This window comes from Dactylosporangium sp. NPDC049525 (assembly GCF_040676755.1).
Lineage (GTDB): Bacteria > Actinomycetota > Actinomycetes > Mycobacteriales > Micromonosporaceae > Dactylosporangium.
On sequence record NZ_JBFAPO010000019.1, the window covers coordinates 1 to 15,892 of the forward strand.

A 15,892-nucleotide genomic window follows, 5' to 3' on the forward strand; every position below is an offset into this window, starting at 1 on the left:
TCGCCCTTGTTGGCCCCACCCCCCCCCCGGTCGGCCCCCCCCCGGGGGCCGCCTCCCCGGCGCACCGGGGGGCCGCCCCCCCCCCCCCACCCCGGGGGGGGGGGTCGGCCGGCCGGCCGCTACGACAGGCGGGCGATGACCAGCTCGCGGACGGTCTTCGCGTCGGCCTTGCCGCCGGTCGACTTCATGACCGCGCCGACCAGCGCGCCGGCGGCGGCGACCTTGCCCTCGCGGATCTTCGCGGCGATGTCGGGGTTGGCCGCGATCGCCTCGTCGACCGCCTTCGTCAGCGCACCCTCGTCGGAGACGACCTCCAGGCCGCGTGCCGCGACGACGTCCGCCGGCGTACCCTCCCCGGCGATGACGCCCTCGAGCACGACCCGGGCCAGCTTGTCGTTGATCTTGCCCGCGTCGACGAGCTGCTGCAGCTGCGCGACCGCCTCGGGACTCACGCCGAGCGCGTCGAGCTCGGTGTCGGTCTCGTTCGCGTGCCGGGCCAGCTCCCCCAGCCACCACTTGCGCGCGGCCGCGGCGGTGGTGCCGGCCGCGACCGTCGCCTCGATCAGCTCCCACGCGCCGGCGTTGAGCACGGACTGCATGTCGAGGTCGGAGAAGCCCCAGTCGGCCTGCTGGCGCTGCCGGCGGATCCGCGGCAGCTCGGGCAGCGCCGCCTTGAGCTCGGCGACCCACTCCGCCGCCGGGGCGAGCGGCACGAGGTCCGGCTCCGGGAAGTAGCGGTAGTCGGTCGCCGTCTCCTTGCTGCGGCCCGACGTGGTGTCACCGGTCGTCTCGTGGAAGTGCCGGGTCTCCTGGGTGATCGTGCCGCCGCTCTCCAGTACCCCGGCCTGCCTGATGATCTCGGAGCGGACGGCCCGCTCGACGCTGCGCAGCGAGTTGACGTTCTTCGTCTCGGTCCGCGTGCCCCACTCGGCGCCGGGCCGGTTCAGCGACGTGTTGACGTCGCAGCGCATCGAGCCCTGCTCCATCCGCACGTCGGAGACGCCGAGCGTACGGATGACGTCGCGCAGCTCCGTCACGTAGGCCTTCGCGATCTGCGGCGCCCGGGCACCCGTGCCGGGCACGGGCTTGGTCACGATCTCGACGAGGGGGATGCCGGCCCGGTTGTAGTCCACGAGGGACTCGGTGGCGCCGTGGATCCGGCCGGTGGAGCCGCCGACGTGCAGCGACTTGCCGGTGTCCTCCTCCAGGTGGACCCGCTCGATGCCGATGCGGACCAGCTCGCCGTCCACGTCGACGTCGAGGTACCCGTCGACGCACAGCGGCTCGTCGTACTGGCTGATCTGGAAGTTCTTCGGCATGTCCGGGTAGAAGTAGTTCTTGCGCGCGAAGCGGCCCCACGGCGCGATCGAGCAGTTGAGCGCGAGCCCGATGCGGATCGTCGCCTCGATCGCGGCGCGGTTCGCGACCGGCAGCGCGCCGGGCAGGCCGAGGCAGACCGGGCAGACCTGGGTGTTGGGCTCGGCGCCGAAGTCGGTCGGGCAGCCGCAGAACATCTTCGTGTTGGTGCCGAGCTCGACGTGCGTCTCCAGGCCGATGACCGGCTCGAAGCGGGCCATCGCCTCGTCATACGACAGCTGGGTCACGGTGCTCATGTAACGCCTACTTTCAGCCTCTGGTGTATCCACGCGCGGCATTGGGTATCAACTGCTCACCTGGAGAGGAGAACGCCATGCCGGTGCAGTTTCGGAAGAGCAAGAAGTTCGGCCCGTTCATTTTCCACTTCACCCAGGAGGGCTTCTCTTCCTGGAGCTTCAAGTTGGGCCCGTGGTCCTGGAACTCGCGGAGCAAGAAGAACCGCGTCGACCTTCCCGGCCCGTTCTCGTGGCGCCAGGGTGGCCGTGGCTGACCTGCGTTGACGAGGGGCGGTTCGTGCGGGAACCGCCCCATCAACGTGCCTAGAGCGCGGGCGGGGTCAGCGGCGGCAGCGCCGACTCGAGGGCGGCGGCGACCCGGTACATCCGGTCGTCGGCCATCGTCGGCGCCATGATCTGCAGCCCGACCGGCAGCCCCTCGGACAGTCCGGCCGGCACCGAGATCGCGGGCCCGCCGTAGAGGTTCGACGGGATCGTGTACAGGTCCGCGAGATACATCTGGTAGGGATCCGACGTGCGCGACCCGAGCGGGAACGCCACGAACGGTGTGGTCGGCGCGACCAGCACGTCCGCTTTTTGGAATGCCTGCTCGAAGTCCCTGGTGATCAGGGTCCGCACCTTCTGGGCCTGCCCGTAGTAGGCGTCGTAGTAGCCCGCGGACAGCGCGTAGGTGCCCAGGATGATCCGGCGCTTGACCTCCGGCCCGAATCCTTCCTCCCGGGTCAGCTGCATGACCTCTTCCAGGGAGTGCTTGCCGTCGTCGCCGCTGCGCAGCCCGAACCGGACCCCGTCGAAGCGGGCCAGGTTGGACGAGCACTCACTCGGCGCGATCAGGTAGTAGGCCGGCAGCGCGAACTTGAAGCTCGGGCACGACACCTCGACGACCTCGGCACCCAGCTTGACCAGCGCGTCGACCGACTCACGGTAGGCGGCGGCGACGCCGGGCTCGGCGCCGTCACCGGCGAACTCCTTGACCAGGCCGAGCCGGACCCCGCTGAGGTCACCGGTCGCACCGAGCCGGGCTGCGGCGACGACGTCGGGCACCGGCTGCGGGATCGACGTCGAGTCCCGCGGGTCGTGCCCGCCGATGATCGCGTGCAGCAGCGCCGCGTCCTCGACGGTGCGGGCGCAGGGCCCCGGAGTGTCCAGCGAGGAGGAGAACGCGATCAGCCCGTAGCGCGACGTGCCGCCGTAGGTCGGCTTCGCGCCGACGGTGCCGGTGACCGCGGCCGGCTGGCGGATCGAGCCGCCGGTGTCGGTGCCGATGGCCAGGGGCGCCTCGTAGGCGGCGACGGCAGCGGCCGAGCCGCCGCCGGACCCGCCGGGGATGCGGCCCGTGTCCCACGGGTTGAACGTGGGGCCGTAGGCGGAGTATTCGGTGGAGGAGCCCATCGCGAACTCGTCCATGTTGGTCTTGCCGAGCATGACCAGCCCGGCCTCCCGCAGGCGGGTGGTGATCGTCGCGTCATACGGCGGCCGCCAGCCCTCCAGGATCTTCGACCCGGCGGTGGTCGGCACGCCCTTGGTGGTGATCACGTCCTTGACCGCGATCGGCACCCCGGCGAGCGGACCGACCGCGTCACCCTTGGCGCGGGCGTCGTCGACGGCACGGGCCGCGGCCAGGGCGCCCTCCCGGTCGACGTGCAGGAACGCGTGGACCTTGCCCTCGACCGCGTCGATGCGGTCCAGGTGGGCGGTGGCGATCTCGACCGCGGACACGTCCTTGGCGGCGAGTCGGCGACCGAGCTCGGCCGCCGTCAGCTTCGTCACGTCAGTCATGCTCAGGCCTCCTCGTCCAGGATCCGCGGGACGCGGAAGCGGTTGTCCTCGGCGTCGGGCGCACCCGAAAGCGCCTCGTCGCGCGTCAGCCCCGGCACGACGACGTCGTCGCGGAACACGTTGGTCAGCGGGACGGAGTGCGACGTCGGCGGCACGTCAACCGCGGCGACCTCGCCCACCTGGGCAACGGCCTGCAGGATCACGTCGAGCTGCCCGGCGAAGGTGTCGAGCTCGTCATCGGTGACTGCAAGCCGCGCGAGGCGCGCGAGATGCGCCACCTCTTCGCGGGAAATGGTGGCCATGGGCGCAATGCTCCTTCAACAGTCGGCTCGACGCAGTCTATTTCGTCCGCGTCAGTTGCTGTGCGCGACGGTCGACCGTCGGTGCCGGGTCAGCCAGTCGAGGAGGCGCTCCGGCGGCATCGGCCGGGCGAAGTACCAGCCCTGGGCCAGGTCGCAGCCCGCCTCGACGAGCATCCGCCAGGTGCGTTCGTCCTCGACGCCCTCGGCCACGATCCGCAGCCCGAGCGCCCGTGCCAGGTCGATCATCGACCGCACGATCGCGGCGTCGTCGGGGTCGGTGGCCACCCCCAGCACGAACGAGCGGTCGATCTTCACCTCTTTGAGCGGCAGCCGGCGCAGGTGCAGCATCGAGGAGTACCCGGTGCCGAAGTCGTCCAGCGCGATCGCGATCCCGAGCCGCTCCAGCCTGGCCAGGGTGGCGAGCACCCGCCGCGGGTCGGCCATCAGCGCACTCTCCGTGATCTCCAGCTCCAGCCGCTCCGGTTCGATCCCCGTCTGCCGCAGCTTCGCCGCGATCCGGTCGGCGATCTCGCCAGTGTGCAGGTCCCGGACGCTCACGTTGACCGCCACCCGCACCCGCCCGGCGGCCTCGCCCCACGCGGCGAGCTGATCGATCACGTCGTCGATGATCCGGAACGTCAGCAGCCGCATCACCGAGCTGTGCTCGGCGACCTTGATGAGCTCCTCCGGGTCGACCAGCCCCCGCTCCGGATGCTGCCACCGCAGCAGCGCCTCCAACCCCACCACCTCGCCGGTAGCCAGCTCGACCTGCGGCTGGTAGTACAGCGCGATGCCGTGATCATCCGGGCTCTCGAGCCCTTTGCGCAGGTCGGCGAGGAGGCTCAGGCGCTCCGGGGAGTTGTGGTCCGCCTCGGGCGCGTACACCGCGAGATTGTCGCCGCGGCCCTTCGCGTCGTACATGGCCACGTCGGCATGCTGCATGAGCTCCTCGAAGTCGGTGCCGTGCTCCGGGTACACCGCGACGCCCACCGACCCACCGACGTCGATCGGCAACCCGTCCAGCAGCACCGGCTCCCGCAACACGTCCATGATCTTCTCTGCGTGCACCCTGGCGTCGGCGACGTCCCGCAGGTGCGGCACGACGATCGCGAACTCGTCGCCGCCCAGCCGCCCGACCTCAGCGTCGGCCCGCTCCTTCAGCCGCCGCGACACCTCGACCAGCAGCCGGTCGCCGACCCTGTGCCCGAGCGAGTCGTTGACCTGCTTGAACCCGTCCAGGTCCAGCAGCAGCAGCGCCAGGCGCCGGGCGGCCTCCTGGTTCGCCGCCCGCTCCGCGTGCTCCTGCAGCCGGTCGGCGACGGCCCGCTCCAGCCCCTTACGGTTGGCCAGCCCCGTCAGCGGGTCCTGCCGCGCTTCGAGGGCCCGCTGCGCCGAGAGGGCGGTCATCCGGCGCACCGCGTACAACGTCACCAGCGCCAACGGGATCAGCAGGACGTCGACCCCGGCGGCCGCGACCAGCCCCGGCGCCGACAGCAGCAGCGCGCCGGTGGCCAGCGCGTCCAGCCGGACCGCCCGCACGAACCGCGCCCGCCACCCCTTCCCGAACCGCAGCCACACCGCGGTCGAGACCAGCAGGTTGTTGGCCACGAACCACGCCACCGCCGCCACCACGATCCAGCCCACATGATGGGACCTTCGTACGATCAGGTCGGCCACCGCGAACGACACGAAGTACTGCGCGGCGTTGAACGCGGCCCGCCACACCGTGTGCCGCAACCAGCCCGCGGTGATCGCCACCGCCGCCAGCTGCACCAGCACCGCCGGCGCAAACCCGAACTCCAGCAGGATCGCGAACGTGAAGCAGACCGAAGGGAACGTGAGCAGCACGTCGTCCCGGCCCACCTGCACGAACGGCTTGGTGTCGGCGACCACGGCGCAGCCCGCGAGGACCCAGAACGCCGCCGGCAGGCTGTGCGGAAACCCTCCGGGCAGGTGTACGGCCAGCAGCACCCCGCCCGCTCCGACCACCATCGCCACGTACGCGAAGAATCGATGAGCATGCCGAGGCGGCGCGATGTTGCGCAGCGCGCTCTGCTCCATCCACTCCCCCGCTTCGGGTGCCGCCGACCACTCCGTCGTAACGCTCTGCGAGCCTGCACCCTGAACCGGTGCCGAAACCGGAAAGGATGCTGAATCGATGCACAAAACGCCCGTCATTCGTCCGACCGGGCGACCTGCAATAGTCCACCGGTCGCAATAATCACTACTGAGTAGCGATTCCCGGACGTTCCGTCACGCCTTTTCGGTCACCTTCCGCAACCTATTCCTGACGGAAAGCTCTGTTCTGCCGCCGCCCGGGCCTGAAGCCCGCGACATTGACCGCTGCCGACACGGACGCCCGCGCGATCAGGCAGCACTGGCCGTAGTCGATTGACGACCGCGGCGCCACGCAGGGGCGTGCCCGTTCGGCGCCGAACGAGCGGTCGCCCAGGCGATCGCACGCTATGCCGCCGTGTTCGAATCCGCGGACTGGTCGCCTCGATCGACTCTGCCGCCAGACAGCCCAGGGGCCTGCCGGCCCTGTGTCCCGGCACCGGGACGATCCGGCGGCCGAGCGCCCAGAATCCGCAGCTGGACACCATGACGAACAGGTGGCCAAACAGCGCAACAACGCCGCCGGGGTCCTGTTCAGGTGGTCCGTCGCTGCTCTAATCCCGGATCCCATGCTTGATCACGAAGGGGTCGAAGGCGTCCCGTGGTCGTTCTGACGCCCAGCACGCAACTCCGATCTGTGACGACGTTGCGTGCGATCCCCACGCGGCGACCCACACACGCCGGCGACGACGGGCGACGGGCGAAGGCGGCGGACGACGACAGGCAGCAGCAACGGCGGCGGACGACGGCAGGCGGACGACGGCAGGCGGACGGACGGCGGACGGACGGCGGACGGCGGCGGGCGGCGGGCGGCGGGCGACGGGCGACGGGCGACGGGCGACGGGCGACGGGCGACGGGCGACGGGCGACGGCGGGCGACGGGCGACGGGCGACGGGCGACGGCGGACGACGGCGGGCGACGGGCGGCGGGCGACGGGCGGCGGGCGACGGGCGACGGGCGACGGGCGACGGGCGACGGCGGACGACGACGACGGGCAGCAGCAACGGCGACGACGGACGGCGGGCGGCCAGCAGCGGACTGGCGACGACGGGCGCCGGGCGGGGGCGCCGGACGACGACGGCGGGCAGCAGCAACGGCGGCGTGCGGGCAACGGCGGCGGGCTGACGGCAGGCGGACGGCTGGCGGCGACGGCGGACAGGCAGCGGACAGCGGACGACGGCAAGCAGGCGGGCGGCGGCGGACTGACGGCGGCAGCGGACAGGCGACGACGGGCAGCGGCAGCGGGCAACGGGCAACGGATCACGGCAGTGGGTAGCAGGCGGCCGGCAGCGGTAGCGGCTCCTGCGGCCGTGATCGAACAGCGGTCCGGTCGTGGTGGTGACCGGACCGCTGTTCGACAGTTCATGCGATTCCGCAGCCGGGCGGCGAGTGAGGGTGAGACGCCTGCACGCTGGTCCGTCGAACGTCGACCTTGCCACCGTCCGGCTCGGCGCGGAGGCGGAAGCGCCTGCACGGTCGCCGAGCAGGCAACCCGGCAAGGCGCCTCGGCAACCAGACAGCGCTGCCGGTCGCGAGGCGGTGAAAAAGGCTACGCGGGTGGGTCTGGCAGGGGGGCGGAGGGCTCGGCGGCGGGAACGGGGTCGAGGGCGACAGTGACGGGCTCGTCGGTGGGCTGGGCGACGGCGCGGGCCGCGTCCGGGCCGGCGGTGAGGAGGACCTCGAAGGCGGACTCGTCGAGGATCGGGACCTTCAGCGTGGCGGCCTTGTCGGCCTTGGAGCCCGGGGACTCGCCGACCACGACGAAGTGGGTCTTCTTCGACACGGAGCCGGAGACCTTGCCGCCGCGGGAGGTGACGGCCTCGGTGGCCTGGTCGCGGGAGAAGCGCTCGAGGGAGCCGGTGACCACGACCGTGATGCCGTCGAGGGGGCGGGGGCCGGAGGTGATCTGGTCCTCGACCATGCGGACGCCGGCGGCGGCCCAGCGCTCGACGATGTCGCGGTGCCAGTCGACGGTGAACCAGTCGTGCACGGCGCGGGCGATGGTGGGGCCGACGCCCTCGACGGCGGCGAGTTCCTCGGGGGTGGCCTTGGCGATGGTGTCCATCGAGCCGATGGAGTTGCCCATGGCCTGGGCGGCGGTCGGGCCGACGTGGCGGATGGAAAGGGCGACGATGATCCGCCAGAGGGGGCGCTGCTTGACCTCCTGGAGGTTGGCGAGCAGCTGGTGGGCGGTGCTGCTGAGCGAGCCGTCCTTGTTGACGAAGAAGGGGGCCTTGGCGAGCTTGTCGGCGTCGATGTCGAACAGCTCGGCCTCGTTGGTGATGACGGACTCGAGCAGGGCGGCGGCGGACTTCCAGCCGAGCGCTTCGATGTCCAGGGCGCTGCGGCTGGCGAGGGCGAAGAGGCGCTCGCGGAGCTGGGCGGGGCAGAGGCGGGCGTTGGGGCAGCGGATGTCGACGTCGCTGTCCTTCTCGGGCGCGAGGGGCGTGCCGCAGGAGGGGCAGTGCGTCGGCATGGCGAAGGCGACCTCGGTGCCGTCGCGGCGGTCGGCGACGGGGCCGAGGACCTCGGGGATGACGTCGCCGGCCCGGCGGATGACGACGGTGTCGCCGATGAGGACGCCCTTGCGGACGACCTCCTGCGCGTTGTGCAGCGTGGCCTGCGCGACGGTGACGCCGCCGACGAAGACCGGCTCCATCACGGCGAACGGGGTCACCCGGCCGGTGCGGCCGACGTTGACCTCGATGCCGACGAGCTTGGTCATCGCCTCCTCGGGCGGGTATTTGAAGGCGATCGCCCAGCGGGGTGCCTTGCTGGTGGAGCCGAGGCGGCGCTGGATGGACATCTGGTCGACCTTGACGACGACGCCGTCGATCTCGTGCTCGATGCTGTGGCGGCGTTTGCCATAGTCGGCGATGTAGGAGCGGACGCCCGCAACGTCGTCGAAGACCTGCCAGCGCGGCGAGGTCGGCAGTCCCCAGGCGTGCATCAGCTCATATGCCTCGGACTGGCTCGCGGGGTTGAAGCCCTCGCGGGCGCCGAAGCCGTGGACCAGCATGCGCATCGGGCGGGAGGCGGTGACGCGCGGGTCCTTCTGGCGGAGGCTGCCGCTGGCCGCGTTGCGCGGGTTGGCGAACGGGCGCTCGCTGGCCTCGACCTGGGCGGCGTTGACCTCCTCGAAGCCGGCGAGGGTGAAGAACACCTCGCCGCGGACCTCGAGCAGGTCGGGCACGTCGGTGCCGGCGAGGCGCTCCGGGATGTCGGCGATGGTCCGCACGTTGAGCGTGACGTCCTCGCCGGTGCGGCCGTCGCCGCGGGTGGCGGCGCGGACCAGGCGGCCGTGCTCATAGGTGAGGTTGATGGCGAGGCCGTCGATCTTCAGCTCGCACAGGTAGCGCGGCTGGCTGCCGGCGTCGCGCTCGGTGCGCTGGATCCAGGCGGCGAGTTCGTCGTCGTCGAGCGCGTTGTCGAGGCTGAGCATGCGCTCGGCGTGGTGGACGGCCGCGAAGTCGGTGGAGAAGGTGCCGCCGACCCGCTGGCTGGGCGAGTCGGGGGTGACGAGCGCCGGGAACTCGGCCTCGATCGCCTCCAGCTCGCGCATCAGCCGGTCGTAGATCGCGTCGTCGACGGCCGGGGACTGCAGGATGTAATACCGATACTGATGCTCGTCCAGCTCGCGGGACAGCTCCGTGTGCCGCTCGCGCGCTTCGAGGGTGGGCTCGGTCCCTGCGTCACTCATGCCACGAATTTACCGCCCGGGTACGACAGAAAAACTGCCTACAGATCATCCGTGAGCCGCCGGCCGGCGTCGCGCAGGGCACGGAACACCGGTACCGGTGGCACCGAGAGCCCGCACGGCGGCGTGACGACGACCTGCACCGCGAGCGAGGTGAGCGGGAAGCCCAGTTTGCGCCAGAGATCCCGGACAGTCCCGGCCGGCGACGGACCTGACACACCGGCGAAGACGCCCATGCCGGCATCGATCTGTTCGCCAAGCGAATCAAGATCGCCGACAAGCGACAGGTCGAGCCCGACCGCGAGCGCCCCAGCCGAGCGCAGCAGCGCAAGGGGCACGTCGGCGGCGCAGCAGTGCACGACCACCGGCACGCCGGCCGCCGAGAAGACCGACGAGAGCGCGGTGCGCGCCACCGACTCGTCGACGGAGCGCAGCGTGGCATATCCGCTCTCCGACGGCACCCGGCCGGCCAGGACCGCGGGCAGCGAGGGCTCGTCGACCTGCAGCAGGATCGTCGCCTGCGGCAGCCGGGCCCGGACAGAGGCCACGTGCGCGCGTACACCGTCGGCGAGGGACGCGGCGAGGTCTCGGGTGGCGCCGTGGTCGCGCAGGACGGCGCCGCCGATCGGCAGCTGCAGCGAGGCGGCCAGGGTCCACGGACCCGGCACCTGGATCTTGAACGTGCCGGCGAACTCCGAGGCCTGCGCCGTCACCGTGTCGAGGTCGCGGTCCAGGAAGTCCAGCGCGACCCGCAGGTCGTGGCCGGGGCGGGCGGCGACCTGCCAGCGCCCCGCGTACAGCTCGATGGGCAGCTCGGTCAGCAGCGCCCCGCCCCGGCCGATCATGTCGGCGCCGGGACCGCGGTCGGGCAGCTCCGGCAGGTAGGGCAGGTCGGGCAGCTCGCCGAGCACGATCCGCTGCGCCTCGGCGATGTCGGTGCCGGGCATGGAACCGACCCCGGTGGCAGACCCCACCGGCCAGGGAAATGTCATGAAGTTTCCGAAATGGTGGCTGATCCGAGCACGATGTCTCCCGAAGGCGAAGGCTGGTAGCAAACAAGAGCCTGCCCGGCGGCGACCCCACGCGCCGGCGACGACAGCGACGCGACCAGCGACGAACCGTCGAACGACACCGACGCCGGGAACACCGAGCCATGGGCCCGCAGCTGGACGGAGCACTCCACCGGGGCGTCAGGGACGTGCCAGATGGGTCGCACCCCGACGACCGTGGACACCTCCAGCGCGGAGGACGGCCCGACCGTCACCGTGTTGGTGGCCGGCGTGATCGAGAGCACGTAGCGAGGGTTGCGATCGGGCGCGGAGATCCGCAGGTCCAGTCCTCGTCGCTGGCCCACGGTGTACGCATATGCCCCCGCGTGCTGCCCGATGACCGCGCCCGTGGTCGCCTCGACGATGTCCCCGGGCTGTGAGCCCAGCCGGTCGGCGAGGAACTTGCGGGTGTCGCCGTCGGCGATGAAGCAGATGTCGTGGCTGTCCGGCTTGTCCGCGACCGCGAGCCCGCGCGCCGCGGCCTCCGCGCGCACCGCGGCCTTGGTCGAGTCGCCGAGGGGGAACATCGCCCGGGACAGCTGCGCGGCGGTCAGGACCGCCAGGACGTAGGACTGGTCCTTGCCGTAGTCGACGCTGCGGCGTAGCAGCCCGTCGGCGCCGAGCCGGGCGTGGTGGCCGGTGACGACGGCGTCGAAGCCGAGGGCGACGGCGCGGTCCAGCACCGCCTCGAACTTGATCTTCTCGTTGCACCGCAGGCACGGGTTGGGCGTGCGGCCGGCCGCGTACTCCGCGACGAAGTCGTCGACCACGGACTCGTGGAACTGCTCGGCCATGTCCCACACGTAGAACGGGATGCCGATCACGTCGGCGGCGCGCCGCGCGTCGCGGGCGTCCTCCAGGGTGCAGCAGCCGCGGGCGCCGCTGCGATACGTCTGCGGGTTTCGGGCCAGGGCAAGGTGGACCCCGGTCACGTCGTGACCCGCCTCGGCCGCCCGGGCGGCCGCGACCGCGGAGTCGACCCCACCAGACATCGCCGCCAGCACTCTCACACCAAGAAGCCTAGCCGCGGGTCAACGCGATTTGACCGCGCCCGCCCTCCGCGCCCGCTCCACCACACCGGGCAGCGCCGCCACGAGCGCGTCGACATCGTCGACGGTCGACGTGTGCCCGAGGGTGAAGCGCAGCGACGAGCGCGCCTCGGCGTCGCCGGCGCCCATCGCGATCAGCACGTGCGAGGGCTGCGCCACCCCCGCCGAGCAGGCCGAACCGGTCGAGCAGGCGATGCCCTGCGCGTCGAGCAGGAGCAGCAGCGCGTCACCCTCGCAGCCGGGGAAGGAGAAGTGCGCGTTGCCGGGCAGCCGGTCCGAGGGGTCGCCGTTGAGGATCGCGCCGGGCACCGCGTCGCGGACGCGGGCGACGAGGTCGTCGCGCAGGCGGCCGATCCGCTCCGCGGTCTCCCGCTGGGTCTTGACCGACAGCTCGACGGCCACGGCGAGGGCGACGATCCCGGGCACGTCGAGGGTGCCGGACCGCACGTCGCGCTCCTGGCCGCCGCCGTGCAGCAGCGGCGTGCACTCGACCTCCCGGCCGAGCAGGAGGGCGCCGACGCCGATCGGGCCGCCGAGCTTGTGCCCGCTGACGGTGAGCGCGGCGGCGCCGCTGGCCGCGAAGTCGACCGGGATCTGCCCCACGGCCTGCACCGCGTCGGTGTGGAACGGCACCCCGGCCGCGGCGGCGACCGCCGCCAGCTCCGTGACCGGCTGGATCGTGCCGACCTCGTTGTTGGCCCACATCACGGTGGCGACCGCCACGTCGTCGCCGGCTAGGGCGGCGGCGAGATCCGCGGCGGAGACCCGGCCGCGCGCGTCGACGGGCAGCCAGGTCACCGCCGCGCCCTCGTGCCGCTCCAGCCAGGCAACCGCGTCGAGCACCGCGTGGTGCTCCACGGAGCTGGCGACGACCCGGTTGCGGCGCGGGTCCCGGGCCCGCCGGGCCCAGAAGATGCCCTTGGCGGCGAGGTTGTCGCTCTCGGTGCCACCGCCGGTGAAGATGACCTCGGACGGTCGGGCGGCGAGCGCGGCGGCGATCTGCTCCCGCGACTCCTCCACCCGGCGGCGGGCCTGGCGGCCGGGAGCGTGCAGCGACGAGGCGTTGCCGACTGCACCCGCGGCGGCGACGAAGGCGTCGAGCGCCTCCGGGAGCATCGGCGTGGTGGCGGCATGGTCGAGGTACGACATCGGGCCCAAGCCTAACGGCCGCCCGCTCCTTACCGCTCCACTGGCTGCGCGGTGATCACCACGTTGTCACGGTAGTGACGGGTTCGGGCGTCGAACGGGCCACCGCACGTGATCAACGTCAGCCGCACCGCCCCGTCCCGGGCGAAGTATCGTTCCAGCGGAACGGCGGTCTTGGCGAAGATCTCCCTGGCCACGACCGTGAACACGCGCGAAGAGCCGTCACTGCCAGTAACGGTCATCGCATCCCCCGGAGTCAATTCGCGCAGTCTGAAAAACGCCCCCTTCCCTTGTTCGGCGCTGTCGACGTGCCCGGCGATCACGATCGAGCCGGCGGTCGCCTCCAGGCCGGGGCCGAACCGGTACCAGCCGACCTCGTCGATGCTCGGCGGGACCGCGAAGTCGCCCGTCGCGGCGTCGATGCCGACCGGGTCGACCCGCGCGGTCAGCCGCAACCGGCCGACCTGCAACCGGGTCGGCGTGATCGTCGCCGCCGCGGCCGGTAACGCGCCGGCCTGCACCGGCACCCCGCTGGTCACCGGCGCGGAAGGGCTGGCGAGAGCCGACGCGGCCGCACCCCCGACGCTCGGCGGCGGGTCACCCGAGCAGGCCGCAAGAGCGAAGAGCAGGACCACCGCCACCGGTACGGGGAACGCCCCGGAGCCGTGGCCCCGGAGCGTGCCCGTCAAGGACGAACCGTGCATCAGGCCCGGGCCCGGCGGCGGACGGCGAGCGCCCCGCCACCCGCGAGGACGATCAGGGCGGCGCAGGCTACGGCGTACCAGACCCACGGCGTGCGCTGATCGAGCAGCCCACCGGTGCCACTGGGCACGCCACCCGGCGCCGAGTGCAGTCCTTCGATCTTCTGCGCGACCACCCCGAGCGTCTTGTCCGACGCGGAGCCGACCGCGTAGACGATGGTCGAGCTGCCCTCGGCCAGGGTCAGGCTCGCCGCGGGGATCGCCACGGTGGTCGTGCCGGCGAGGACGACGTCGGCGCTGACGGTGCCGGCGGCGATGTCGGCCTTCGCCTCGTTCGGGTTGGTGAGGCCCTTGAACACGGGCTGGCCGCCGGCGCGCACGTCGACCGCGGGTGCCGCCGCCGTGTGCCGCACGACCAGGCGGGCCTTACCGGCGGCGACCTTGCTCACGTCGTTGACGAACGGGGTGAGGGTCGGCTTGCCGTCGGCGGTCAGGTGCGCGACCAGGGTGATGTTGGCGTCCGCAGGGACCGCGGCCTGGTCGACCTTGATGATCGGGCTGGTCACCGGGTCGCCCGGTTTGACGATCACGATGTCGTACTTGCCGGCGGCCAGGTCGAGGGGGCCGGCGACCGTGGCGGGCTGGAAGTTGTCCAGCGTCTTGGCGCCGTTGACGTAGACGTCGACGGGCTGGCCGGGGATGCCGTGCACGACCGAGACCTTCGACGGCCCGGCCGCGTGCGCGGGGGTCGCGGCCAGGGCACCGGCGCCGACCGTGGCGGCGGCCACGACGGCGAGCCCGGCAAGTGTCCTGCGAATGCGCATCTGTGGCGCTCCTTTGTCGGAATGCGATTGACGGCCAGGGATACGCGGGCCGCCGGGCGACCGGATGCGTCGAGTGGAAATGGCCACGAAGTGCATCCGGAGGACCCGTCCGCGCCGAACACGTAAGCGGAAGTCCCCTTTGAGATGCGATAGCTTCAGGACGTGCCTGTGCGATGGCGGCAACCACGGTGAGCTCGGCGGGCGTCGAGCACCCGAGCGACGGTGACGACGGGTTCACGGACCTGTTCCGTGCCGGCGACGAGCGTGCGCTGCGACTGGCGTATGAGCGCTACGGGCCGGCCGTGTTCCACCTCGCCGCCCGGGGTCTGGCGAGCACGACCGACGCCGAGGACGTCACCCAGGCCACGTTCGTCGCGGCGTGGCTCGGCCGGGAGGGCTTCGACCCGGCCCGCGGCTCGATGCTCGGCTGGCTGCTCGGGATCGCCCGGCGCAAGGTCGTCGACCAGATCCGCGCCGCCGCCCGCGACGACCGGATCGCCGACTCGGTCCGGCGGCTCGCGCCCGTCGGCGAGGTCGAGGCGCCGCCGGACCGGGTGGTCGACCGCCTCGTCGTCGCCGACGAGATGGCCCAGCTGCCGGGCGAGCAGCGGCGGGTGCTGGAGCTGGCGTTCTACGACGACCTGACCCATCCGCAGATCGCGGCGGTGACGGGCCTGCCGCTGGGCACGGTCAAGAGTCACCTGCGCCGCGGGATGGCCAGACTACGCAGTCGATGGGAGGTGGACGGTGTCACATTTGGAGCCCGAGCGGCTGGTGCTTCTGGCGCTCGGTGAGGAGACCCTCGACCAGCACGAGACCGGCCACCTCGACACGTGCGGGCGGTGCCGCACCGAGATGGACGAGCTGCGCGACGTGGCCGGCCTCGGCCGGCAGACGCAACGGCTGCGCGAGCTTCCGCCGCCGCCGGAGCACGTGTGGCAGCGGATCCGGGCGGAGCTGGCGGCGACCGACCGGGCCACGCCCCCGCCCGCCGTGACCCTGCACACCGACCCGCCGGTTGCTCGTGTTCCGTCAGCGGATGGGGTACGGGTGCCGTCCACGCCCCCCATGGACGAGCTCGACCGGCGGCGCACGGCCCGGCGCCGTCCGGGCTGGGGCGTCACCGCCGGCATCGCCGCCGCCGCGGCCGTGGTGGCGGCGGTCGCGGCCGCGGCCGGCACGGCGCTGGTCCTGCGGGACCGGCCGGCGACCCCCACCGTCGCGTCCTGCCCCACCGGCTCGCCCAGGGTGTCCCTGGAGGCGCTGCCGGGCGCACCGGCCGGCGCGGGCGGGTATGCCTGCCTGGTGAGCGTCGACGGGGAGCGCAAGCTGCTCGTCCACGCGGAGGGCATGCCGGACCAGACCGACGGCGACTACGAGGCGTGGCTGCTGGACTCGACCAGCCTCCAGGGTCCCGACCTGCGGATGCAGGCGCTGGGCGTGATGGGCGCGAAGGCCGACCAGGAGCTGACCGTGCCGGGGACCCTCGACCTGCACCGGTTCAACATCGTCGACATCTCCGCCGAGCCGCACGACGGCGACGCCACCCACTCCGGCAAGAGCCTGCTGCGCGGCACGCTGCCGTAACGACAGAAGGCCGCCCGGTGAGGCGGCCT

13 protein-coding genes are annotated in these 15,892 nt (G+C 72.4%); 3 read left to right on the plus strand and 10 right to left on the minus strand.

Annotated elements, in window-relative coordinates:
* Nucleotides 1-119: 119 nt before the first annotated feature.
* Entirely contained in the window at nt 120-1,613 is a 1,494-nt protein-coding gene (gene gatB, locus AB0K00_RS26060) for an Asp-tRNA(Asn)/Glu-tRNA(Gln) amidotransferase subunit GatB (protein ID WP_363524627.1), read from the minus strand.
* A gap of 77 nt (nt 1,614-1,690) precedes the next feature.
* Here gatB and AB0K00_RS26065 point away from each other — a divergent pair, with 77 nt between their 5' ends.
* Nucleotides 1,691-1,867, plus strand: a complete 177-nt coding sequence (locus tag AB0K00_RS26065; protein ID WP_360369307.1) for a DUF4236 domain-containing protein — start codon at nt 1,691-1,693, stop codon at nt 1,865-1,867.
* A 49-nt stretch (nt 1,868-1,916) separates the two neighbouring features.
* Here AB0K00_RS26065 and gatA read toward each other — a convergent pair whose 3' ends face one another.
* The 9 genes from gatA to AB0K00_RS26110 all read right to left on the minus strand — a co-directional run bounded on the left by gatA (nt 1,917) and on the right by AB0K00_RS26110 (nt 14,276).
* Nucleotides 1,917-3,392 (minus strand): Asp-tRNA(Asn)/Glu-tRNA(Gln) amidotransferase subunit GatA, encoded by a 1,476-nt coding sequence (gene gatA / locus AB0K00_RS26070; RefSeq protein WP_363524630.1) that lies wholly within the window; start codon nt 3,390-3,392, stop codon nt 1,917-1,919.
* 2 nt (nt 3,393-3,394) lie between these two features.
* Nucleotides 3,395-3,694, minus strand: a complete 300-nt coding sequence (gatC, locus tag AB0K00_RS26075) for an Asp-tRNA(Asn)/Glu-tRNA(Gln) amidotransferase subunit GatC (protein ID WP_203846342.1) — start codon at nt 3,692-3,694, stop codon at nt 3,395-3,397.
* Nucleotides 3,695-3,745: 51 nt separating this feature from the next.
* A complete protein-coding gene (locus tag AB0K00_RS26080) occupies nt 3,746-5,755 on the minus strand; it encodes an EAL domain-containing protein (protein ID WP_363524633.1) in 2,010 nt (669 codons plus the stop codon).
* A 1,604-nt stretch (nt 5,756-7,359) separates the two neighbouring features.
* The gene (gene ligA, locus AB0K00_RS26085) at nt 7,360-9,510 is read right to left on the minus strand and encodes an NAD-dependent DNA ligase LigA (RefSeq protein WP_363524636.1); all 2,151 of its coding nucleotides are present in this window, start codon (nt 9,508-9,510) and stop codon (nt 7,360-7,362) included.
* Nucleotides 9,511-9,548: 38 nt separating this feature from the next.
* The gene (locus tag AB0K00_RS26090; RefSeq protein ID WP_363524639.1) at nt 9,549-10,499 is read right to left on the minus strand and encodes a methionine synthase; all 951 of its coding nucleotides are present in this window, start codon (nt 10,497-10,499) and stop codon (nt 9,549-9,551) included.
* Nucleotides 10,496-11,566, minus strand: coding sequence for a tRNA 2-thiouridine(34) synthase MnmA (gene mnmA, locus AB0K00_RS26095; RefSeq protein ID WP_363524642.1), 1,071 nt, complete (start codon nt 11,564-11,566; stop codon nt 10,496-10,498). Before mnmA ends, AB0K00_RS26090 begins: the two co-directional genes overlap by 4 nt.
* Before the next feature lie 21 nt (nt 11,567-11,587).
* The gene (locus tag AB0K00_RS26100) at nt 11,588-12,754 is read right to left on the minus strand and encodes a cysteine desulfurase family protein (RefSeq protein WP_363524645.1); all 1,167 of its coding nucleotides are present in this window, start codon (nt 12,752-12,754) and stop codon (nt 11,588-11,590) included.
* 29 nt (nt 12,755-12,783) lie between these two features.
* Nucleotides 12,784-13,440 (minus strand): class F sortase, encoded by a 657-nt coding sequence (locus AB0K00_RS26105; protein WP_363524648.1) that lies wholly within the window; start codon nt 13,438-13,440, stop codon nt 12,784-12,786.
* 14 nt (nt 13,441-13,454) lie between these two features.
* Nucleotides 13,455-14,276, minus strand: a complete 822-nt coding sequence (locus AB0K00_RS26110) for a DUF4397 domain-containing protein (RefSeq protein ID WP_363524651.1) — start codon at nt 14,274-14,276, stop codon at nt 13,455-13,457.
* 173 nt (nt 14,277-14,449) lie between these two features.
* Here AB0K00_RS26110 and AB0K00_RS26115 point away from each other — a divergent pair, with 173 nt between their 5' ends.
* Together AB0K00_RS26115 and AB0K00_RS26120 are read left to right on the plus strand one after the other, a co-directional pair.
* Entirely contained in the window at nt 14,450-15,070 is a 621-nt protein-coding gene (locus AB0K00_RS26115; RefSeq protein ID WP_363524654.1) for a sigma-70 family RNA polymerase sigma factor, read from the plus strand.
* Nucleotides 15,024-15,863: an anti-sigma factor gene (locus tag AB0K00_RS26120; protein WP_363524657.1), complete on the plus strand. Its 840-nt coding sequence runs from the start codon at nt 15,024-15,026 to the stop codon at nt 15,861-15,863. Before AB0K00_RS26115 ends, AB0K00_RS26120 begins: the two co-directional genes overlap by 47 nt.
* The last annotated feature ends 29 nt before the right edge of the window (nt 15,864-15,892 follow it).